The sequence below is a fragment of the Photobacterium sp. HL06 genome, from assembly GCF_059552575.1.
Genome location: NZ_CM183914.1, coordinates 4,027,163 through 4,047,954 on the forward strand (window position 1 = coordinate 4,027,163; position 20,792 = coordinate 4,047,954).

The 20,792-nt window shown below is 51.0% G+C and carries 17 protein-coding genes and 2 rRNA genes; 8 read left to right on the plus strand and 11 right to left on the minus strand.

Annotation, left to right across the window (positions count from 1 at the left end):
* Nucleotides 1–183 precede the first annotated feature (183 nt).
* Nucleotides 184–3,075 (minus strand): 23S ribosomal RNA (locus AC51G0_RS18210).
* Between the two features lie 347 nt (nt 3,076–3,422).
* A 16S ribosomal RNA gene (locus AC51G0_RS18215) occupies nt 3,423–4,975 on the minus strand.
* Together the 16S and 23S rRNA genes form the textbook arrangement of a ribosomal RNA operon.
* A 453-nt stretch (nt 4,976–5,428) precedes the next feature.
* On the opposite strand from AC51G0_RS18215, the gene AC51G0_RS18220 reads away from it, so the two are divergent.
* Nucleotides 5,429–5,968, plus strand: coding sequence for a gamma carbonic anhydrase family protein (locus AC51G0_RS18220; RefSeq protein ID WP_496300089.1), 540 nt, complete (start codon nt 5,429–5,431; stop codon nt 5,966–5,968).
* Nucleotides 5,969–5,975: 7 nt separating this feature from the next.
* On the opposite strand, the gene AC51G0_RS18225 is transcribed toward AC51G0_RS18220, so the two are convergent.
* The 4 genes from AC51G0_RS18225 to tsaC all read right to left on the minus strand — a co-directional run bounded on the left by AC51G0_RS18225 (nt 5,976) and on the right by tsaC (nt 8,619).
* Nucleotides 5,976–6,239, minus strand: a complete 264-nt coding sequence (locus AC51G0_RS18225) for a DUF1488 family protein (protein ID WP_496300090.1) — start codon at nt 6,237–6,239, stop codon at nt 5,976–5,978.
* Between the two features lie 2 nt (nt 6,240–6,241).
* Complete coding sequence (aroE, locus tag AC51G0_RS18230; protein ID WP_496300091.1) at nt 6,242–7,063, minus strand: shikimate dehydrogenase; 822 nt, start codon at nt 7,061–7,063, stop codon at nt 6,242–6,244.
* A gap of 85 nt (nt 7,064–7,148) precedes the next feature.
* The gene (gene hemF / locus AC51G0_RS18235; RefSeq protein WP_496300092.1) at nt 7,149–8,054 is read right to left on the minus strand and encodes an oxygen-dependent coproporphyrinogen oxidase; all 906 of its coding nucleotides are present in this window, start codon (nt 8,052–8,054) and stop codon (nt 7,149–7,151) included.
* Between the two features lie 7 nt (nt 8,055–8,061).
* Nucleotides 8,062–8,619, minus strand: a complete 558-nt coding sequence (gene tsaC / locus AC51G0_RS18240) for an L-threonylcarbamoyladenylate synthase type 1 TsaC (protein WP_496300093.1) — start codon at nt 8,617–8,619, stop codon at nt 8,062–8,064.
* Between the two features lie 207 nt (nt 8,620–8,826).
* Here tsaC and purE point away from each other — a divergent pair, with 207 nt between their 5' ends.
* The gene (gene purE, locus AC51G0_RS18245) at nt 8,827–9,315 is read left to right on the plus strand and encodes a 5-(carboxyamino)imidazole ribonucleotide mutase (protein ID WP_496300094.1); all 489 of its coding nucleotides are present in this window, start codon (nt 8,827–8,829) and stop codon (nt 9,313–9,315) included.
* A complete protein-coding gene (locus tag AC51G0_RS18250; RefSeq protein ID WP_496300095.1) occupies nt 9,315–10,430 on the plus strand; it encodes a 5-(carboxyamino)imidazole ribonucleotide synthase in 1,116 nt (371 codons plus the stop codon). The genes purE and AC51G0_RS18250 overlap by 1 nt, the downstream gene beginning before the upstream one ends.
* Before the next feature lie 75 nt (nt 10,431–10,505).
* On the opposite strand, the gene AC51G0_RS18255 is transcribed toward AC51G0_RS18250, so the two are convergent.
* Genes AC51G0_RS18255 through AC51G0_RS18270 form a run of 4 tightly spaced genes read right to left on the minus strand, consistent with a single transcriptional unit; the run spans nt 10,506 to nt 13,753 of the window.
* A complete protein-coding gene (locus AC51G0_RS18255) occupies nt 10,506–11,063 on the minus strand; it encodes a DNA topoisomerase family protein (RefSeq protein WP_496300096.1) in 558 nt (185 codons plus the stop codon).
* Between the two features lie 34 nt (nt 11,064–11,097).
* Nucleotides 11,098–11,571 (minus strand): DUF494 family protein, encoded by a 474-nt coding sequence (locus tag AC51G0_RS18260; protein WP_496300097.1) that lies wholly within the window; start codon nt 11,569–11,571, stop codon nt 11,098–11,100.
* A 2-nt stretch (nt 11,572–11,573) separates the two neighbouring features.
* The gene (dprA, locus tag AC51G0_RS18265; protein WP_496300098.1) at nt 11,574–12,668 is read right to left on the minus strand and encodes a DNA-processing protein DprA; all 1,095 of its coding nucleotides are present in this window, start codon (nt 12,666–12,668) and stop codon (nt 11,574–11,576) included.
* Entirely contained in the window at nt 12,665–13,753 is a 1,089-nt protein-coding gene (locus AC51G0_RS18270) for a LysM peptidoglycan-binding domain-containing protein (RefSeq protein WP_496300099.1), read from the minus strand. The genes dprA and AC51G0_RS18270 overlap by 4 nt, the downstream gene beginning before the upstream one ends.
* Nucleotides 13,754–14,148: 395 nt before the next feature.
* On the opposite strand from AC51G0_RS18270, the gene def reads away from it, so the two are divergent.
* The 5 genes from def to AC51G0_RS18295 all read left to right on the plus strand — a co-directional run bounded on the left by def (nt 14,149) and on the right by AC51G0_RS18295 (nt 19,940).
* Nucleotides 14,149–14,658 (plus strand): peptide deformylase, encoded by a 510-nt coding sequence (gene def, locus AC51G0_RS18275; RefSeq protein WP_496300100.1) that lies wholly within the window; start codon nt 14,149–14,151, stop codon nt 14,656–14,658.
* Nucleotides 14,659–14,672: 14 nt separating this feature from the next.
* Entirely contained in the window at nt 14,673–15,617 is a 945-nt protein-coding gene (gene fmt, locus AC51G0_RS18280) for a methionyl-tRNA formyltransferase (protein ID WP_496300101.1), read from the plus strand.
* 120 nt (nt 15,618–15,737) lie between these two features.
* Nucleotides 15,738–17,018 (plus strand): 16S rRNA (cytosine(967)-C(5))-methyltransferase RsmB, encoded by a 1,281-nt coding sequence (gene rsmB, locus AC51G0_RS18285; RefSeq protein ID WP_496300102.1) that lies wholly within the window; start codon nt 15,738–15,740, stop codon nt 17,016–17,018.
* Nucleotides 17,019–17,111: 93 nt separating this feature from the next.
* Nucleotides 17,112–18,488, plus strand: a complete 1,377-nt coding sequence (trkA, locus tag AC51G0_RS18290) for a Trk system potassium transporter TrkA (RefSeq protein WP_496300103.1) — start codon at nt 17,112–17,114, stop codon at nt 18,486–18,488.
* 6 nt (nt 18,489–18,494) lie between these two features.
* Nucleotides 18,495–19,940 carry a TrkH family potassium uptake protein gene (locus AC51G0_RS18295; protein WP_496300104.1) on the plus strand — a complete coding sequence of 482 codons (1,446 nt, stop codon included), beginning with the start codon at nt 18,495–18,497 and terminating at the stop codon, nt 19,938–19,940.
* A 63-nt stretch (nt 19,941–20,003) separates the two neighbouring features.
* Here AC51G0_RS18295 and trhA read toward each other — a convergent pair whose 3' ends face one another.
* Nucleotides 20,004–20,663, minus strand: a complete 660-nt coding sequence (gene trhA, locus AC51G0_RS18300) for a PAQR family membrane homeostasis protein TrhA (RefSeq protein ID WP_496300105.1) — start codon at nt 20,661–20,663, stop codon at nt 20,004–20,006.
* Between the last annotated feature and the right edge of the window lie 129 nt (nt 20,664–20,792).

Genomic DNA, 20,792 nt, shown 5'->3' on the forward strand with positions numbered 1-20,792 from the left:
CAAATTCTGTTTTATTCACCGCCCAAAGGCGATAAATAGCAATCTGGGAAAGTTAACTAGTTGTTCTCAGCACCATTCAAGTGCTTCGTGGAGTCCATACCTACATGGATGTAGGCAATACTGATAATCGTCTTGGTCCGGCATTCCGGGAACGATTTCAGTGAAAAACCCCTTGGGTGTTGTATGGTTAAGCCTCACGGGCAATTAGTACAGGTTAGCTCAATGCCTCGCAGCACTTACACACCCTGCCTATCTACGTCGTAGTCTCCAACAACCCTTTAGGATACTTAAAGTATCAGGGATGACTCATCTCAGGGCTCGCTTCGCGCTTAGATGCTTTCAGCGCTTATCGATTCCGAACTTAGCTACCGGGCAATGCCACTGGCGTGACAACCCGAACACCAGAGGTTCGTCCACTCCGGTCCTCTCGTACTAGGAGCAGCCCCCTTCAATCATCCAACGCCCACGGCAGATAGGGACCGAACTGTCTCACGACGTTCTAAACCCAGCTCGCGTACCACTTTAAATGGCGAACAGCCATACCCTTGGGACCGACTTCAGCCCCAGGATGTGATGAGCCGACATCGAGGTGCCAAACACCGCCGTCGATATGAACTCTTGGGCGGTATCAGCCTGTTATCCCCGGAGTACCTTTTATCCGTTGAGCGATGGCCCTTCCATTCAGAACCACCGGATCACTATGACCTGCTTTCGCACCTGCTCGAATTGTCATTCTCGCAGTCAAGCGGGCTTATGCCATTGCACTAACCTCACGATGTCCGACCGTGATTAGCCCACCTTCGTGCTCCTCCGTTACTCTTTGGGAGGAGACCGCCCCAGTCAAACTACCCACCAGGCACTGTCCGCACCCCCGATAAGGGGGCGACGTTAGAACATCAACACTACAAGGGTGGTATTTCAAGGACGGCTCCACCATATCTAGCGACATGGTTTCAAAGCCTCCCACCTATCCTACACATGTAGGGTCAATGTTCAGTGCCAAGCTGTAGTAAAGGTTCACGGGGTCTTTCCGTCTAGCCGCGGGTACACAGCATCTTCACTGCGATTTCAATTTCACTGAGTCTCGGGTGGAGACAGCGTGGCCATCATTACGCCATTCGTGCAGGTCGGAACTTACCCGACAAGGAATTTCGCTACCTTAGGACCGTTATAGTTACGGCCGCCGTTTACCGGGGCTTCGATCAAGAGCTTCGACCGAAGTCTAACCCCATCAATTAACCTTCCGGCACCGGGCAGGCGTCACACCGTATACGTCATCTTTCGATTTTGCACAGTGCTGTGTTTTTAATAAACAGTTGCAGCCACCTGGTATCTGCGACTCCCAGTAGCTCCATCCGCAAGGGACTTCACCGCCAGGAGCGTACCTTCTCCCGAAGTTACGGTACCATTTTGCCTAGTTCCTTCACCCGAGTTCTCTCAAGCGCCTTGGTATTCTCTACCTGATCACCTGTGTCGGTTTGGGGTACGATTGCTTACAACCTATCGCTTAGAGGCTTTTCCCGGAAGCATGGCATCAATGACTTCACCGCCGTAGCGGCTCGACATCGGGTCTCAGCCTTAAGATGGTCCGGATTTACCTAAACCATCAGCCTACACCCTTGAACCAGGACAACCGTCGCCTGGCCCACCTAGCCTTCTCCGTCCCCCCATCGCAGTTATAAGCAGTACAGGAATATTAACCTGTTTCCCATCGACTACGCCTTTCGGCCTCGCCTTAGGGGTCGACTTACCCTGCCCCGATTAACGTTGGACAGGAACCCTTGATCTTCCGGCGAGGGAGTTTTTCACTCCCTTTATCGTTACTCATGTCAGCATTCGCACTTCTGATACCTCCAGCAAACCTTACGATTCACCTTCAACGGCTTACAGAACGCTCCCCTACCCAATGCAGTAAACTGCATTGCCGCAGCTTCGGTGTATAGCTTAGCCCCGTTAAATCTTCCGCGCAGGCCGACTCGACCAGTGAGCTATTACGCTTTCTTTAAATGATGGCTGCTTCTAAGCCAACATCCTGGCTGTCTGAGCCTTCCCACATCGTTTCCCACTTAGCTATAACTTTGGGACCTTAGCTGGCGGTCTGGGTTGTTTCCCTCTCCACGACGGACGTTAGCACCCGCCGTGTGTCTCCCGGATAGTACTTACTGGTATTCGGAGTTTGCAAAGGGTTGGTAAGTCGGGATGACCCCCTAGCCTTAACAGTGCTCTACCCCCAGTAGTATTCGTCCGAGGCGCTACCTAAATAGCTTTCGGGGAGAACCAGCTATCTCCAGGTTTGATTGGCCTTTCACCCCTAGCCACAAGTCATCCGCTAATTTTTCAACATTAGTCGGTTCGGTCCTCCAGTAAGTGTTACCTCACCTTCAACCTGCCCATGGCTAGATCACCTGGTTTCGGGTCTAATCCTAGCAACTTATACGCCCAGTTAAGACTCGGTTTCCCTACGGCTCCCCTATACGGTTAACCTTGCTACTAAAATTAAGTCGCTGACCCATTATACAAAAGGTACGCAGTCACACCACGAAGGTGCTCCTACTGCTTGTACGTACACGGTTTCAGGTTCTATTTCACTCCCCTCACAGGGGTTCTTTTCGCCTTTCCCTCACGGTACTGGTTCACTATCGGTCAGTCAGGAGTATTTAGCCTTGGAGGATGGTCCCCCCATGTTCAGACAGGATATCACGTGTCCCGTCCTACTCGATTTCACTAAAAGCGCGCTGTCGGCTACGGGGCTATCACCCTTTACTGCTGTGCTTTCCAGCACATTCGCCTAACATGCAACTAGCTTAAGGGCTAATCCGGTTTCGCTCGCCGCTACTGCCGGAATCTCGGTTGATTTCTGTTCCTCGGGGTACTTAGATGTTTCAGTTCCCCCGGTTCGCCTCGCTACGCTATGTATTCACGTAGCGATACTGGCTTATGCCAGTGGGTTTCCCCATTCGGAAATCCCAGTCTCAAGTGGCTTTTACTGCCTAAACTGGGCTTATCGCAAGTTAATACGTCCTTCATCGCCTCTGACTGCCAAGGCATCCACCGTGTACGCTTAGTCACTTAACCATACAACCCCAAGGAGTTTTTTATTTTCACTTTTCAAAAAAGTGAAGACAAAAGCGTATGTTCAAACAACCAAGGTTTGTGTGCCTGATAAGGACACAATTGGTTTTTCGCCGGACTCTACACAAGACACTTGAATGTGTTTGCTTGAGAACTCGTTCTTCATAAAGAAGAACATTTTAATTCAATTGTAAAAATTGAATTTACTAGTCAGCTTTCCAGATTGTTAAAGAGCATAACGCAAAAAGCGTTAATCAATAACCGGAGTCATTCATTAGCGCTTTCGCTGTTCTTTCACATATTAACCAAGCAATCTGTGTGGACACTGCATAAAACAGCAAGTCTTTAGGTAAGGAGGTGATCCAGCCCCAGGTTCCCCTAGGGCTACCTTGTTACGACTTCACCCCAGTCATGAACCACACCGTGGTAAACGCCCTCCCGAAGGTTAAGCTATCTACTTCTGGTGCAGCCCACTCCCATGGTGTGACGGGCGGTGTGTACAAGGCCCGGGAACGTATTCACCGTAGCATTCTGATCTACGATTACTAGCGATTCCGACTTCATGGAGTCGAGTTGCAGACTCCAATCCGGACTACGACGTACTTTGTGGGATTCGCTCACCATCGCTGGTTGGCAGCCCTCTGTATACGCCATTGTAGCACGTGTGTAGCCCTACTCGTAAGGGCCATGATGACTTGACGTCGTCCCCACCTTCCTCCGGTTTATCACCGGCAGTCTCCCTGGAGTTCCCGCCATTACGCGCTGGCAAACAAGGATAGGGGTTGCGCTCGTTGCGGGACTTAACCCAACATTTCACAACACGAGCTGACGACAGCCATGCAGCACCTGTCTCAGAGTTCCCGAAGGCACGAAACCATCTCTGGTAACTTCTCTGGATGTCAAGAGTAGGTAAGGTTCTTCGCGTTGCATCGAATTAAACCACATGCTCCACCGCTTGTGCGGGCCCCCGTCAATTCATTTGAGTTTTAATCTTGCGACCGTACTCCCCAGGCGGTCTACTTAACGCGTTAGCTCCGAAAGCCACGGCTCAAGGCCACAACCTCCAAGTAGACATCGTTTACGGCGTGGACTACCAGGGTATCTAATCCTGTTTGCTCCCCACGCTTTCGCATCTGAGCGTCAGTCTTTGTCCAGGGGGCCGCCTTCGCCACCGGTATTCCTTCAGATCTCTACGCATTTCACCGCTACACCTGAAATTCTACCCCCCTCTACAAGACTCTAGTCTGCCAGTTCAAAATGCTGTTCCGAGGTTGAGCCCCGGGCTTTCACATCTTGCTTAACAGACCGCCTGCATGCGCTTTACGCCCAGTAATTCCGATTAACGCTCGCACCCTCCGTATTACCGCGGCTGCTGGCACGGAGTTAGCCGGTGCTTCTTCTGTCGCTAACGTCAAGGCATGCAGCTATTAACTACACACCCTTCCTCACGACTGAAAGTACTTTACAACCCGAAGGCCTTCTTCATACACGCGGCATGGCTGCATCAGGGTTTCCCCCATTGTGCAATATTCCCCACTGCTGCCTCCCGTAGGAGTCTGGACCGTGTCTCAGTTCCAGTGTGGCTGATCATCCTCTCAGACCAGCTAGGGATCGTTGCCTTGGTGAGCCGTTACCCCACCAACAAGCTAATCCCACCTGGGCTAATCTTAGCGCGAGAGGCCCGAAGGTCCCCCTCTTTGGCCCGTAGGCATTATGCGGTATTAGCTATCGTTTCCAATAGTTATCCCCCACACTAAGGCATATTCCCAGGCATTACTCACCCGTCCGCCGCTCGCCGCCCAACAAATCCCCCGAAGGGTCAATGTTGTCGCTGCCGCTCGACTTGCATGTGTTAGGCCTGCCGCCAGCGTTCAATCTGAGCCATGATCAAACTCTTCAATTAAAGTTTTGTTGTTCCTTTCGGAACGGCTCAATGAATACTGATTGAGTTTCCATTACTAGAAGCTAGCAACGGGAACTCGAATTGACTGTGCCGCTTTCTTATTTTCACTTTTTAATAAAAAGTAAATCAAAAAAAGCAATCGAACTATTTCTAGCTCTTGGTCACTCAGTTCATTGATAAATCTTTCGACTTAACTTTTTCACGAGTGCCCACACAGATTGCATGGTCAAATTGTTAAAGAACAAACTGATTCGTCACCGGCTAAGTTGCCGTGCTCCGTGTCAGTGAGGTCGCATTATAGAGACTTCGATCACATTGGCAAGGGGCATTTTGAAATAAAACCGTCACCTCCGCTCAAGCGCGCAATTAACGAACAATCACAGCTTTTTTGATGTTATTCACATCACCACTTGGCTATTCTCACAAGATAAACACGCAAAGAGAGGCTTCCCAATGACTTCACCACTACGTTCATATAAAGGTATTCGACCTTCACTGGGTGATAATGTTTATATTGATAACTCGTCTGTCCTTGTCGGTGACATTACCCTGGCTCAGGATGCGAGTATCTGGCCTCTGGTTGCTGCACGTGGCGATGTAAACCAAATCCACATTGGCGCACGCACCAATGTTCAAGACGGTACGGTATTACATGTCACTCGCAAAACAGCTGACAACCCTAAGGGCCATCCTTTAATTATAGGTGATGATGTGACGATTGGTCACAAGGCTATGTTGCATGGCTGCCAAGTCGGGGACCGAGTCTTAGTGGGAATGGGGGCTATCTTACTCGATGGCGCCATTATAGAGGATGATGTCATCATTGGTGCCGGGAGCTTAATTCCACCAGGGAAACGCCTGGAAGGGGGATATCTGTATGTCGGTAGCCCAGTAAAGCAAGCCCGTCCATTAACCGACAAGGAGCGGGCTTTTTTACCGGCTTCAGCAGATAACTATGTTCGGCTAAAAAACGAATACCTGGCCGAGCTGTAAATTATTGCTAGCCGATCTCGATATCACCATCGCGATTGAATTCTTCTTCCTCGATCATTTCTTCTGCCAACTCTTCTAAATCGAAGCGGTTGGCAGCAAAGGTACTGAGAATATCCACCTCTTCAATCAGTGGGTGTTCGGTTTTCTGTTGTAACCAAGAAAGACTCACCCAGCAGGTGATCAGGGCTCCGGCTTGCTGAGCTGGGAAATTAACCGCCTGCTTCTCACTATCCCATAGCTGGATATCAGCAAATAATATGTCTTGATTCATGTTTATTCCTGCATTGCTCGACGTAGCTCACTTTGAACCTGCTTGGCTCCTGGACGAATACCTCGCCATAGCATAAAGCTTTCTGCTGCCTGGCCCACCAGCATCCCTAACCCGTCTAAGGTCTTTCCGGCACCCAAATCACGCGCCCACCGGTTGAAAGCTGTCAGTTCCGAGCTATATACCATGTCATAACAGGTGGCAGCTGGTTTAATGATCTTCTCTGAAACATTAGGTAATTGGCCACTTAACCCCGCAGAGGTTGAATTAATGATCACATCAAACTCAGGTTGTTCAAGTGTATTGAGCGCCACAGCTCGAATGTTGCCATAAGATGAAAATAACTCTGCCAGCAGCTCGGCTTTCTCTAACGTTCGATTCGTGATCACCAGCTTTTCGGGCTGTTGAGCCAATAAAGGTAATATGACGCCCCGCGCAGCACCACCAGCACCAATAAGCAGAATGCGCTTACCCGCTAGCTCAACCTGATTCTGCAATAGATCCTGAACCAAGCCTTCACCGTCAGTGTTATCACCGAGAATGTCACCGTCATCCAATTTTTTCAGCGTATTCACCGCACCAGCCAGCTTTGCCCGCTCAGTCAGTTTAGAAGCATATTGATAGGCATCTTCTTTAAAAGGAACAGTGATGTTACAACCACGGCCACCAGCAGCAAAAAAATTATCCGCGGCCAATTTAAAACCATCGATAGGTGCCAGCTCTGCAGTATAAGTCATCTGTTGAGCGGTCTGGCGGGCAAACAAAGTATGAATTAATGGCGATTTACTCTGGGCAATCGGATTGCCGAAAACAACGTACTTATCCATGTGGCTATACATTCCAAATAAAGCAGGGTCGATAAATCGACCCTACCATTGCATGAATACAAGCTCAAACCTTTCGTGGCCGATGTTACCAGTCGCGCGGTTTGAGGTAATTCTCATACAGATCCGCTTCAGGTGAACCTAACTCTGGCTCATAACAATACTCCCAGCGGGCCAGAGGCGGCATCGACATCAGGATTGATTCTGTCCGCCCACCACTTTGCAAACCAAACAAGGTGCCACGGTCATAAACCAAATTAAACTCAACATAGCGACCACGGCGATATAGCTGAAATTCACGTTCACGCTCGCCATAAGGGGTAGGGTGGCGCTTCTCTACAATCGGTAGGTAAGCGTCTATATAACCATTACCCACGGCTTGCATATAGTTGAAGCTCTTTTCAAAACCCCACTCATTGAGGTCATCAAAGAACAAACCACCCACACCGCGAGTTTCATTGCGGTGAGGCAAAAAGAAATACTTATCGCACCAGTCTTTGTGCTGCTGGTACACCTCCTCACCGTAGGGAGCACAAAGTGCCTTCGCAGTATTGTGCCAATGCTGGCAGTCTTCAGCAAACGGGTAGAAAGGGGTCAAGTCAAAACCACCGCCAAACCACCAGACCGGAGCCTCTCCTTCTTTTTCGGCAATAAAGAAACGTACATTGGCATGTGAAGTAGGCACATACGGGTTGTTCGGGTGGATCACCAGAGAAACCCCCATTGCCTCAAAGCTACGACCCGCCAATTCAGGACGGTGCGCCGTAGCCGATGCTGGCATTTTGGTGCCAAACACATGAGAGAAGTTAACCCCGGCCTGCTCAAAGACTCGGCCCTGGCGTAATACCCGGCTGCGGCCACCGCCGCCTTGCTCCCGCTCCCATTGGTCTTGTTCAAACACTGCCTTGCCGTCTTGTTGTTCGAGCGCCTGACAAATACGATCTTGAAGATCTAATAGAAACGCTTTTACCGCTTGTTTGCTGACTTCTTGCATAGTGATTTTATCCTTGGCGGAAAACTTTCCCTGTAATGGCATCACGGATTTCAGAAGGGTTGTCACGGCCTCCTGTCTCCCCTTGTAAAATAGCAGGTAAATATTGGCCTAGCTGCTCTTTGACTTCTTCAGCGCTACGCCCTGGCTCCTGACCAGTAAGGTTGGCACTGGTTGAGGTCAGCGGTTTGCCGAACTGACGGCATAACTGTTGCACTAATGGATGATCAGTGACACGTACTGCAATGGTTGTAAACTGACCAGTTAAAAAGCTCGGCACCCCAGCTTTGGTTGGCATGACCCAGGTAACAGGGCCCGGCCAGCTAGCCTGAATGCGTGCAATCTGCTCAGCAGTTAACTGGCTATCATCAATATAGGGCGTCAACTGCTCATAATCGGCAGCAATCAAGATCAACCCTTTTTCTACCGGGCGCTGTTTTAATGCCAAGAGTTTCTGCACAGCTTGCTCATTATCAGGATCGCACCCCACACCAAAAACAGCCTCGGTCGGGTAGGCCACAACCTCACCTTGCTGCAATGCAGCAACGACTTGCGCTAAATTCTCCACATTATCCTCATCATCGATATCAGCTGACGCTAGATTTAACCATTTGTTTACCTATTTTACCCACTCCCACCACGCAACTCCATGTTAGTAATAGAATGAGACAAAATCACCGACGCAAACGTTTTCCTTCTCAAAAAATCACCGTATAATGCGCGCAAAAGAATACATATACATGCCTTCATTTTATGCAACCCAAAGGAGATCGGGATGAAAGTTGGGATTATCATGGGCTCAAAGTCAGATTGGCCAACCATGCAGCATGCAGCTGAAATGCTAGACCGCTTCAACGTGCCTTATGAAACCAAAGTGGTTTCTGCTCACCGTACTCCACATCTACTTACTGAGTATGCAGAAAGTGCCCACGAACGCGGCATCAAAGTCATCATTGCTGGTGCTGGCGGTGCAGCGCATCTTCCTGGCATGACAGCGGCCTTTACCAGCGTACCGGTACTGGGTGTACCCGTTCAGTCCCGCGCGCTCAAAGGCATGGATTCACTACTTTCTATTGTCCAGATGCCAAAAGGCGTCGCGGTAGGCACCTTGGCAATTGGTGATGCCGGTGCGGCCAATGCCGGCTTACTGGCCGCTCAAATCATTGGCACCCAGGACACTACTGTCATGGCGGCCATTGATGCCTTTCGCAAAGAGCAAACCGATACAGTGCTGAGTAACCCCAACCCAGCAGAGGATGCATAATGAAGGTCTTGGTGCTTGGAGCAGGACAGCTGGCACGAATGATGGCACTGGCCGGGGCTCCTTTAAATATTGAAGTATTCGCTTATGACGTGGGTACCGGGCATGTGGTCCATCCGCTGACTCAACAGCTAATGATGAAAGGGCTGAATACGGCAATCACCTACGCCAATGTGATCACCGCAGAATTTGAGCATATCCCCCACGATATCCTCGATGCCTGTGCAGCCAGCGGTAAATTCCGGCCAACTACCGAAGCCATCAAGGCTGGCGGCGACCGCCGTTTGGAAAAGATCCTGCTCGATCGCGCCAGGGTTGCCAATGCAAAGTACCAAATCATCAATACCCGCGATGATCTTGATCACGCCATTGAAACCGTCGGCATTCCCATGGTGCTAAAAAGTGCCTTGGGTGGCTATGATGGGAAAGGACAATGGCGACTGAAGTCCCATGAAGACACTGAGCAGATCTGGCAGGAAATTAGCACCTTTCTCACGACTACGCCTGATCAGGCCATTGTGGCTGAAGAATTTGTGTCTTTTGACCGTGAAGTGTCCTTAATCGGTGCCCGAGGCAAAGATGGCAGTATCGCTATCTATCCGCTTACTGAAAATATCCACTGCAACGGGGTACTTAGCCTCTCTGTGGCACAGGAAGGAAACTGTGAACTGCAAGCCCAGGCTGAAACCATGTTCCGGGCACTGGCAGAGTCTCTGGATTACATCGGTGTATTGGCTATCGAGTTTTTTGATGTCGATGGCAAGCTGCTGGTCAATGAAATTGCACCGCGGGTACACAATTCCGGCCACTGGACCCAGCAAGGAGCCGAAACCTGCCAGTTTGAAAACCACCTACGCGCCGTATGTGGCATGCCGTTAGGCAATACGTCGCTGCTGCGCCCAACGGCCATGGTCAACATTCTCGGCGAAGATACCCTCGATGATGCCGTGATGGCCCTGCCACAGTGCCATATTCACTGGTACGGCAAAGAAAAGCGCCCTGGACGTAAAATGGGCCATATCAATGTATGTGCCAATTCTCAGGCTGGTCTGAAAGACACGTTAAATGAGCTAGCAGACCACCTAGATCCAGCTGCATTTCCGGCCATTAGCCAGTAGAAAGCCTGGTGCCTAAAACCCAAAAAGCCAGCTTCTGCTGGCTTTTTTTATCATGACATTGTGAAGGCGGGGCCATTACTCTTGATAGGCATGGCACTTTCTATCAGCACACTGGTGTTTAATGCCACTCGCTAATTTCTTCTCGATCAGCAAACCGAACCCACACCGCTGGCACTGACCGGCAACCGGCTTATTATTGACTGCAAAACGACAGCCAGGGTACTGATCACAGGCATAAAAAACCTTACCATAGCGAGACTTACGCTCCATCAAATGCCCCTTACCACATAACGGGCAAGCCAGATGGGTATCTTCGGCTTTTTTCTCAGGCGATTCGATATGGTGGCATGCCGGATAACCAGCACAACCAATAAACATGCCATATCGGCCTTGTCGAAGTAACAGCTCATCCCCACAGTCCGGGCAGGGCTTGCCTAAATACTTCACGACATGGCCATCATTGTGATTCAACGGTTTGATGTAATCACAATCAGGGTACGCGGCGCAGCCCAAAAAAGGCCCTCGCTTGCTGTTACGAATGACCAATTCGGCACCACAATGGGGGCAGCTTTGTTCCTGCTCCAAGGCATGTTCATGAGCCGAAAACAATTGATCGTTAATTTTACCAGACATACAACTCTTTCATTCGCCAGCCAGGGAGATTCAATTAATGAAGATAGCCATCTTCTACACCGTACAGTAGCTCTTCCATCTGGCTATAGGCACTTTCGTTGCCTGGCGCATTAAATAGCACCATTAGGATAATCCACTTCAGATCATCAAGCACAAACTCAGGGGCTTCCAGCTCCATCACCCGGTCAATCACCATTTCACGGGTATCACCGCTGAGTACATGGACCTGCTCAAGATAAGTTAAAAAGCCACGGCAGGTGGTATCAAGCCGCGCCATTTCCTGCGCGGTATATACACGAATAGAAGTGACTGCACTGTTATTCATGTAAGGGGTGTTCTCGGTATCTTGCAATGCAGCAAGCTTCTCTAACCATGTCAGAGCTTTATAGATATCTTCCTGATGAAAACCGGCACGCAGCAGCTCATCTGAAAGTTCGTCCTGATCAACCAGCAACTCCACATCGCTGTGGATATAGGTTTCAAACAGGTACATAAGGATATCCATCATAACTAGCCCCTCCTCGTTCTGATATAGCCACCGGGCACTGTAGTGACAACACCTTGCAATTCTAATTCCAACAATTGCATCATAACTTCATGTACGGGTTGTTCACAGCGTTCAGCAACTACATCTACGGGTGTTGCTTCATTGCCTACGTTAGCCAACACCGATGAAAATGGCAATTCCTCATTTTCAGGTTGTGGTAACGACAAGTCTAACTGGTTACTTTTCACACACTCCGTAAGGGTACCCACCTCTTCAAAGATATCGACCGGGCTTTCTACCAATTTAGCACCGGATTTAATTAATGCATTACTTCCTCGGCTCCCGGGGTAATGAATGGAGCCGGGTAGGGCAAAAACTTCCCGGCCTTGCTCCAACGCATAACGAGCGGTGATCAAGGAACCGCTTTTCTCTGCAGCCTCTATCACTAATACGCCAACAGACAGTCCGCTGATCACTCTGTTGCGCCGTGGAAAATTCTGCGGCCGCGGTTTTTCATCGGGCCAGAACTCCGATACCAACGCACCTTGCTCGACAATTTGATGGGCCAACTTGCGGTGACGGGCAGGGTAAACCTGATCCAACCCCGAACCCAGTACCGCTATTGTAGCTCCGCCATTTTTCAAGGCCCCGTAATGTGCCTGGCCATCCACGCCCAGTGCCAGGCCGCTGGTAACAACATAATCAGCAGCTACCAACGAGGCCGAAAATTCATAGGCCGATTCACGGCCATCAATACTTGCCGATCGGCTACCAACCACCGCAATCTGCGGTTCATGTAACCAATGCGCTTCTCCATGGACAAACAACAAGGGAGGGGCCGAGGCAATCTCTTTCAATAATGGCGGATAACCAGGCGAATCGAGAGTTAATATAGTATGTTGCTCACGCTCAGCCCACTGCAGGCAACGATCTATGCGTTGGTATTGCGGTTGTAGCAAACATGATATTTGCTGGGGTTTAAGCCCAATAGCCTGAAGCTGCTCGGCAGACATCCGGCAAAGCTGCCGAGGAGTGGCATATTGCAATAACTGGCTGATACGGTTACCGCCCAGAGACGGCACAGCGGCCAACGTGAGCCAACTTTCTAATTCACTCATCGTTCAGCAGCATTGGGGATAGGGTGTTGCGGCGGCAAGGCCATGACTCCCGCCCTAAAAGGTTCCGTCGCCCTCGTCACAACCGCTAAACTGAAATACTCGTAGGGCCGGATCACCATCACTTCACCGAGTACTATCTCGCTTAGCTGATGCTGATCGTTGGCATAACCGCTACTTTGATACCGATAGTCGCCTTTTTCGCCTTCAACCTTGGCACCTGACCGATACAACTGGAAGATATTGCCTGCTGAGACACGATCCAAATGACCCCGGTCAAGCACCACGACTTCCGAGGTCGCTATATAATTTTGGCCATTCAGGGGCCCCAATACCGTAGCCTGTACGTCTACAGGCGGTGCGGACGGTGCAAAGCTGAGTGCCATCTCCGATCCAGGCAAAGGAGCCGGCAATAGCACATCATTCTGGCGGATCTCCTGCCGGAAGGATTGAACACTAACCCTGCTAACATTTCCCTTTATCCCATCGATTTTGACTCTGGCAACTTCTTTCAGCGCCATCACCTGAGCAAGCCCAACATCCTCGCCAAGCCCTTGGTTACGGCTAAATTCAACATCCGGCCTGTACACCCGCCACAATTCACCGCTCTCCAAAGCGGTATCGACCCATACCGTATCATTAAGAGACATGTAACCTTTTTCATTGCTATCTCCCAACACCCTTGGCAAGCGCTCCAGATGGGCAGGAGTCAATAGTTTATGTTCGACCAGATAGGGTAAGAGCAGTGATTCCTGCAACGTGGTAATGGGCGCTCGCTTGATCCGGATTTTGGGTGACAGCTTGACTAATTTTTTCCGCTGAAGTGTCGGCTGCCCCTCAACCCAGACTAAATGCAACTGATCCCCGGGGTAGATCAAATGGGGGTTATCAATATAGGAATTAGCCTGCCATAACTGAGGCCATAGCCAGGGGGTCGAAAAAAAATGTGCAGAGATATCCCACAAGGTATCTCCTTCCTTCACGGTATATACCGATGGAATACCGTCTTTTACAAGAGGCTGGGAAAAACTGGCCCAAGCAAGCGACGGAAACACAACAAGTGCCAAGTAAAAGACAAGCGGCCTCATGTTATGTCCTCCCTGAGCATACCTAAATATAATAGTCGCAAGGCCAGCTCTGCACTGACCCAGTATCCTTTGGGCCTGCCCCCTGAGCAGCGTTAAGACTGGCAGATTGGCACTACTCCTTGCCGGTGTCTATGGTCACCCAAATTAACATCGACATTTTTCGGCACACTTCACTGTCACTCCACCAGCTTTGCATCATGGATAATGCTTTTTGGCTCCAGGCTAGCAATTTAGCAGGAGCAAAAAAGTGGCTAACAGTGCAAAGATTCGTTGCCAATCAGCTTGGATGGTGTCATCTAACTCCCCTCAGGTCTGTTATTTGATCTTTAAAATGACTAGAATTAGAGCAAATAAGCTACGTTAGTTTTCAGCACTGTCTATTTTTACGAGTACCTATGTCTGTATTGCAAGTATTAACATTCCCTGATGAGCGCCTGCGTACCGTTGCAAAACCGGTAGAAGCAGTAACACCAGAAATCCAGAAAATCGTCGATGACATGCTGGAAACCATGTACGACGAGGAAGGTATTGGCCTAGCCGCAACCCAGGTAGATATCCATCAGCGTATCGTTGTGATCGATCTTTCTGAAGAACGCAATCAGCCAATGGTGCTTATCAACCCGGAAATCACCGAAAAGCGCGGTGAAGACGGTATTGAAGAAGGTTGCCTGTCAGTACCTGGCGCACGAGCACTGGTGCCTCGTGCAGCAGAAGTCAGCGTCAAGGCACTTGACCGCGACGGTAACGAGTTCGCTTTTGAAGCCGATGATCTGCTCGCTATCTGTGTCCAGCACGAGTTGGATCACCTGGCAGGCAAGCTATTTGTTGATTACCTATCGCCACTGAAGCGCCAGCGTATTAAGCAAAAGCTAGAGAAAATTAAGCGTTTTAACGACAAAAACTGATAATCGAGGCTACCTTGAGCAAACCATTACGTATTGTATTTGCTGGTACCCCAGACTTCGCCGCCCGTCACCTGGCGGCGTTGTTGTCTTCACAGCATGATGTTATAGCCGTTTACACCCAGCCGGATCGCCCGGCGGGTCGCGGCAAAAAGTTAACCGCCAGCCCGGTAAAGAATATTGCCCTTGAGCATGATATTCCGGTCTACCAACCCGCCTCGCTGCGCAACGAAGAAGCCCAGCAGGAGCTGGCTGCCCTCAATGCCGATATCATGGTGGTTGTGGCCTATGGCCTGCTGCTGCCAACTGAGGTACTGGAAACGCCGAAACTGGGTTGCATCAATGTACACGGCTCAATTTTGCCACGCTGGCGTGGTGCCGCACCGATCCAACGCGCTATCTGGGCTGGCGATCAGGAAACTGGCGTTACCATCATGCAGATGGACGAAGGCTTGGATACCGGCGATATGCTAAAAATTGCCTCCTTGCCAATCGAAGCGAGCGATACCAGCGCCACTATGTATGAAAAACTGGCCGGCCTGGGTCCGGATGCGCTAATTGACTGCCTGGCTGATATCGCAACAGGTACAGCGGTACCGGAAAAGCAAAATGACGAGCTGGCCAACTACGCCAAAAAGCTCAGCAAGGAAGAAGCCAAAATCGACTGGTCGATGGACGCTGCGGCTATCGAGCGCTGTATCCGCGCTTTCAACCCATGGCCGATGAGCTACTTTGCCGTTGCCGAGCAAAATATCAAAGTGTGGCAAGCAGAGGTCGAAACGGATAACCAGGGCAAAGCACCTGGAACCATCCTAGCGGCTGATAAACAAGGCATCCTGGTCGCAGCAGGCGAGGGCGCACTACGCCTGATCGAGCTGCAGCCTCCTGGCAAAAAAGCCATGAAGGCCCAAGATTTGTTAAATTCGCGCCGTGACTGGTTCGAACCCGGTACCGTATTGTAATAACTAAGCCAGTGCTTGCACTGGCTTTTCTTTTCCGCCTCACGGAAACGCAATATTCTGTCGTTAACGGATTTGGCCACTGCCATAGCCCATTAACGGAAATAACTTCAGGAAATCCGAATGAATGTAAGAGCCGCTGCAGCCAAGGTGGTCTATCAGGTTGTTGATCAGGGCCAATCCCTTTCTAACGCCCTGCCTGCTGCCCAGCAAGATATCAGAGAACGTGACCAGGCACTGCTACAGGAAATCTGTTATGGCGTACTGCGCTGGCTGCCTCGACTGGAATCGGTCACCAACCAGTTGATGGATAAACCGCTAAAAGGCAAGCAACGGGTTTTCCACCACCTGATCCTTGTCGGTCTGTATCAGCTCGGTTACATGCGTATTCCGGCTCATGCTGCGGTTGCTGAAACCGTCAATGCCACCAAAAACCTGAAAAAGCCCCAGCTTCGTGGCCTGATCAATGCTGTACTGCGTAACTACCAGCGCCAGCAGGAGAGTCTTGATGAGCAGGCACTCAGCCATGATGCAGGCCGATACGGCCACCCTGGCTGGCTGCTTAAGCTGTTAAAGCAGAGCTACCCAGAGCAATTCGAATCAGTGGTTGATGCCAATAACACCAAGGCCCCAATGTGGCTGCGGGTTAACCGCCGTCATCACAACCGTGACGAATACCGCGAGCTACTGAATGCCGAGGGTATCGAAACCGACCTTCACCCTGAAGCTCAGGATGCCCTGCGCCTGCACACCCCTTGTGATGTCAGCAAGCTACCAGGCTTTGCCGACGGCTGGGTATCGGTTCAAGATGCCGCCGCGCAGCTTTCGGTAGAATACCTTGCCCCGCAAGCCGGTGAACTGATCCTTGACTGTTGTGCCGCACCGGGTGGTAAAACCGCTCATATCATGGAACGCCAGCCAGATACCCAAGTCGTCGCGATTGACTGTGACGAACAGCGTCTGGCCCGCGTACACGATAACCTGCAGCGCCTAAATCTGAATGCACAGGTTCTGTGTGCCGATGCCCGTTATCCGGACAAGTGGTGGCAGGGCGAGCAATTTGATCGCATTTTATTGGATGCACCGTGCTCGGCCACCGGCGTGATCCGCCGTCACCCTGATATTAAATGGCTCCGCCGTGCCGACGATATTGACGCTCTGGCTCAACTGCAGGCAGAAATCGTCGATGCCATGTGGCAACAGCTTAAGCCTGGCGGTACCTTGGTTTACGCAACATGTTCTATCACGCCACAGGAAAATAGCGAGCAGGTTAAAGCCTTCCTCGGCCGCACTTCCGATGCCGAGTTGATTGGCAGTGATGTTGCACAGCCTGGTCGTCAGATCTTACCTGGTGAGCACGACATGGACGGCTTTTACTACGCAGTCTTACGTAAAGCCCAATAAAAAGCTAAATCCTTCTAAATCAGAGGCTATTCATATAGCCTCTAGCCGGAAGCGTAGTAATCTTAGGCAGAAAAGAATCATCAGGCATATGCTATGAAAATTATCATCCTCGGTGCAGGTCAGGTCGGTGGCACACTGGCCGAAAACCTGGTCGGTGAAAACAACGATATAACCATCGTCGATAAAGATCCCGAGCGTCTGCGCGAGTTGCAGGACAAATACGATCTACGTGTGGTACAAGGTTTTGCCAGCCACCCCCGCACATTGCGGGAGGCCGGCGCACAGGATGCCGACATGCTGGTTTCAGTCACCAACTCTGACGAAACCAATATGATTGCCTGCCAGATTGCCTTTACCCTGTTTAACACCCCAAACCGGGTCGCACGTATTCGTTCACCGGAATACCTGATAGAAAAAGAGCACCTGTTCCAGTCCGATGCGGTTCCCGTCGATCACCTGATCGCCCCGGAAGAGCTGGTAACCGGCTATATCCAACGTCTGATCGAATACCCGGGTGCCTTGCAGGTGGTCGGTTTTGCCGAAGACAAAGTCGGCCTGGTGGCCGTAAAAGCCTATTATGGTGGCCCGCTAGTCGGTAATGCACTGTCAGCCCTGCGCGAGCATATGCCGCATGTCGATACCCGGGTTGCGGCGATTTTCCGCCAGGGGCGGCCAATCCGCCCGCGCGGCACCACCATTATCGAAGCCGATGACGAAGTCTTCTTCGTGGCAGCCAGCAATCATATCCGTTCGGTTATGAGTGAGCTGCAGCGACTGGAAAAACCCTATAAGCGGCTGATGATTGTCGGCGGGGGTAACATCGGTGCCGGCCTGGCCCGCCGCCTCGAGCAAAGCTACAGCGTAAAACTGATAGAACGCAATCCAGAGCGGGCAGAAAACCTGTCAGAAATGCTGGAAAATACCATCGTCTTCTGTGGTGATGCCTCCGATCAGGAGCTGCTGAGCGAAGAGCATATCGAGCAAATTGATGTGTTTATTGCGGTGACCAACGACGATGAAGCCAATATCATGTCAGCAATGCTGGCCAAACGGATGGGTGCCAAGAAAGTGATGGTGCTGATCCAGCGTGGTGCCTATGTCGACCTGGTACAGGGCGGTACCATCGATATTGCGATTTCCCCACAACAGGCCACCATTTCAGCACTACTGACCCATGTGCGCAAAGCTGATATCGTCAACGTATCTTCACTGCGCCGCGGCGCGGCAGAAGCCATCGAGGCGATTGCCCATGGTGACTCCAGCACCTCAAAAGTCGTCGGCAAGGCGATTGGTGATATCAAGCTACCACCAGGGACCACCATTGGTGCCGTCGTACGTGGCGATGAAGTACTGATCGCCCATGACCGTACCGTTATCGAGCAAGACGATCACGTTGTGATGTTCCTGGTCGACAAGAAATATATCCCAGACGTAGAACGCCTGTTCCAACCTAGCCCGTTCTTCCTGTAAAGAGTTATGGTCAATTACCGTCCCATTTTATTTGTCATAGGGCTGGTCTTATCCAAGATAGCCCTATTTATGTACGTGCCCACTCTAGTGGCTTTTTTCACCGGAACTGGGGGCTTCATTGATTTTGCCACCGCCGTGCTGATCACTCACTCGGTGGCCTTCCTCTGCCTGACCTTTGGCCGGACAACTGAGTTCAAACTGGGGGTGCGGGATATGTTCCTGATCACCACCCTGGTGTGGACCATCGCCAGTGCCTTTGCCGCACTGCCGTTTGTGTTTATCAACCATATCAGCTTTACCGATGCCTATTTCGAGACGATGTCGGGGATCACCACCACCGGCTCCACCGTGCTCAGCGGGCTAGATGACATGGCTCCAAGTATTCTGCTGTGGCGTTCCACCCTGCAGTGGCTCGGCGGGATCGGGTTCATCGTGATGGGGGTGGCAATCTTGCCGATGCTGAATGTCGGTGGTATGCGGCTGTTCCAGACCGAGTCATCCGACTGGTCAGAGAAAAGCTCGCCGCGTACCAAAAGCGTGGCCAAAAACATTGTCAATGTCTACCTGACCCTGACCGGGCTATGTGTTATCGGCTACCAGCTGACTGGCATGAATACCTTTGATGCCATCAACCATGCCTTTACCACCCTGTCGACCGGTGGCTATTCGACCTCTGACGGCTCGATGAACCACTTTTCCAACAGTGCCCACTGGGTGGCAATAGCCTTTATGTTTGCCGGCGGCTTGCCGTTTTTGCTGTTTGTCCAAGCACTGCGAAAGAAAGAGGCGACGGCCTTATTCAGTGATGCCCAGGTTCGCGGGTTCACCCTACTGGTTTTCTCCGCCGGGCTGGCTGTAGCCCTATGGCTGACCTGGCAGCTGGACTACCGCTTTATCGATGCCTTCCGGGTCTCGCTGTTCAATATTATCTCGGTGGTCACCACCACTGGCTTCGGGCTGGAAGATTTTAGCGCCTGGGGCCCGTTCCCGACCATAGTCTTTGCCTTCATCATGCTGGTTGGCGGCTGCTCCGGCTCAACCGCCGGTGGGGTGAAAATCTTCCGTTTCCAGGTGGCCTTTGCCCTGCTGCGCAAACAGATGATGCAGCTGATCCACCCATCAGGGGTCTTTATCCAGCGCTATAACGGCCGCCCGGTGACCGATGGTATTGTCCGCTCGGTCGTTGCCTTCGCCCTGACTTTTATTATCACCATTGTAATTGTGGCTGCGGTTTTGGGAATGATGGGGCTAGATGCCATCACTAGCATCACCGGTGCTGTCACCGCTGTGGCTAATGTCGGCCCTGGAATGGGGGAGGTGATCGGTCCAACCGGTAACTTTGCCACCTTACCAGACTTAGCCAAGTGGACACTGAGCTTTGGCATGTTGATGGGAAGGCTGGAAATCCTCACCGTACTGGTGGTCTTCTTTCCGGCTTTCTGGCGTAACTAACCACCAGAGGCCAAGATCCAAAAGAGAGCCAACGGCTCTCTTTTTTCATTCTGCTGTTCAGGCTTAAATCGGGATGACGTAGTAGTAGATTGCCAAGAAGTGACAAACCGTCCCGCCCAATACAAATACATGCCAAATCGCATGGTTATAGGGCAGCCGCTTATTGACATAAAACACCACCCCTAGCGAATAGATAACCCCGCCAACAGCCAGCAACACTAACCCGCCAGCCGATAACGACAGAGCAAGCTGGTACACCGCAATCAAGGACAGCCAACCCATGGTCAGGTAGGTCGCCAGTGACAGGCGCTTGAACCGGTAGACAAATACAATTTTCAGTATAATACCAACCAGTGCCAATCCCCATATCACCGTCATCAGGGTTATTGCCAGCGGGGTTCGCAGTGAAATCAGCAGAAAAGGCGTATAGGTACCAGCAATCAGCAAATAGATTGCACAGTGATCGAATGTCTTGAGTGCCCGCTTGGCCCGTTCAAAAGGGATGGCATGATACAAGGTTGACGCAAGGTACAGCAAAATCATGCTGCCGCCATAGATACTCAAGCTGGTGATGCTCAGTACATCCGCATTGGCATCGATAGCCTGGTCCAGCAGCAACACCAAACCCACGATACCGAAAATCATTCCCAACCCATGGCTAACACTGTTTGCCACTTCTTCTGCCACAGAATACCCGGGTTCTGACGCCATACTCTTAGCCATTGTTTGCCGCCCCAAAATAGAGTTAAAGCTCAATAGGTAAGCAGTATGGCACACTTTGGCTTACAAGTGTAAGCTGAAATTATTATTTAAATGTTACCCGTTATGATTAATTGCCTCGACACCGAGTGG

Excerpts from the sequence above, each read along its gene's own strand:
- AC51G0_RS18255 (WP_496300096.1), bottom strand. The coding sequence starts at position 11,063 with ATGTCTGGTAAAATTAACGATCAATTGTTTTCGGCTCATGAACATGCC.
- aroE (WP_496300091.1), bottom strand. The coding sequence starts at position 7,063 with ATGGATAAGTACGTTGTTTTCGGCAATCCGATTGCCCAGAGTAAATCG.
- trkA (WP_496300103.1), top strand. The coding sequence starts at position 17,112 with ATGAAAATTATCATCCTCGGTGCAGGTCAGGTCGGTGGCACACTGGCC.
- trhA (WP_496300105.1), bottom strand. The coding sequence starts at position 20,663 with ATGGCTAAGAGTATGGCGTCAGAACCCGGGTATTCTGTGGCAGAAGAA.
- AC51G0_RS18225 (WP_496300090.1), bottom strand. The coding sequence starts at position 6,239 with ATGAATCAAGACATATTATTTGCTGATATCCAGCTATGGGATAGTGAG.
- purE (WP_496300094.1), top strand. The coding sequence starts at position 8,827 with ATGAAAGTTGGGATTATCATGGGCTCAAAGTCAGATTGGCCAACCATG.
- def (WP_496300100.1), top strand. The coding sequence starts at position 14,149 with ATGTCTGTATTGCAAGTATTAACATTCCCTGATGAGCGCCTGCGTACC.
- rsmB (WP_496300102.1), top strand. The coding sequence starts at position 15,738 with ATGAATGTAAGAGCCGCTGCAGCCAAGGTGGTCTATCAGGTTGTTGAT.
- hemF (WP_496300092.1), bottom strand. The coding sequence starts at position 8,054 with ATGCAAGAAGTCAGCAAACAAGCGGTAAAAGCGTTTCTATTAGATCTT.
- dprA (WP_496300098.1), bottom strand. The coding sequence starts at position 12,668 with ATGAGTGAATTAGAAAGTTGGCTCACGTTGGCCGCTGTGCCGTCTCTG.
- AC51G0_RS18295 (WP_496300104.1), top strand. The coding sequence starts at position 18,495 with ATGGTCAATTACCGTCCCATTTTATTTGTCATAGGGCTGGTCTTATCC.
- AC51G0_RS18250 (WP_496300095.1), top strand. The coding sequence starts at position 9,315 with ATGAAGGTCTTGGTGCTTGGAGCAGGACAGCTGGCACGAATGATGGCA.
- AC51G0_RS18220 (WP_496300089.1), top strand. The coding sequence starts at position 5,429 with ATGACTTCACCACTACGTTCATATAAAGGTATTCGACCTTCACTGGGT.
- AC51G0_RS18270 (WP_496300099.1), bottom strand. The coding sequence starts at position 13,753 with ATGAGGCCGCTTGTCTTTTACTTGGCACTTGTTGTGTTTCCGTCGCTT.
- AC51G0_RS18260 (WP_496300097.1), bottom strand. The coding sequence starts at position 11,571 with ATGATGGATATCCTTATGTACCTGTTTGAAACCTATATCCACAGCGAT.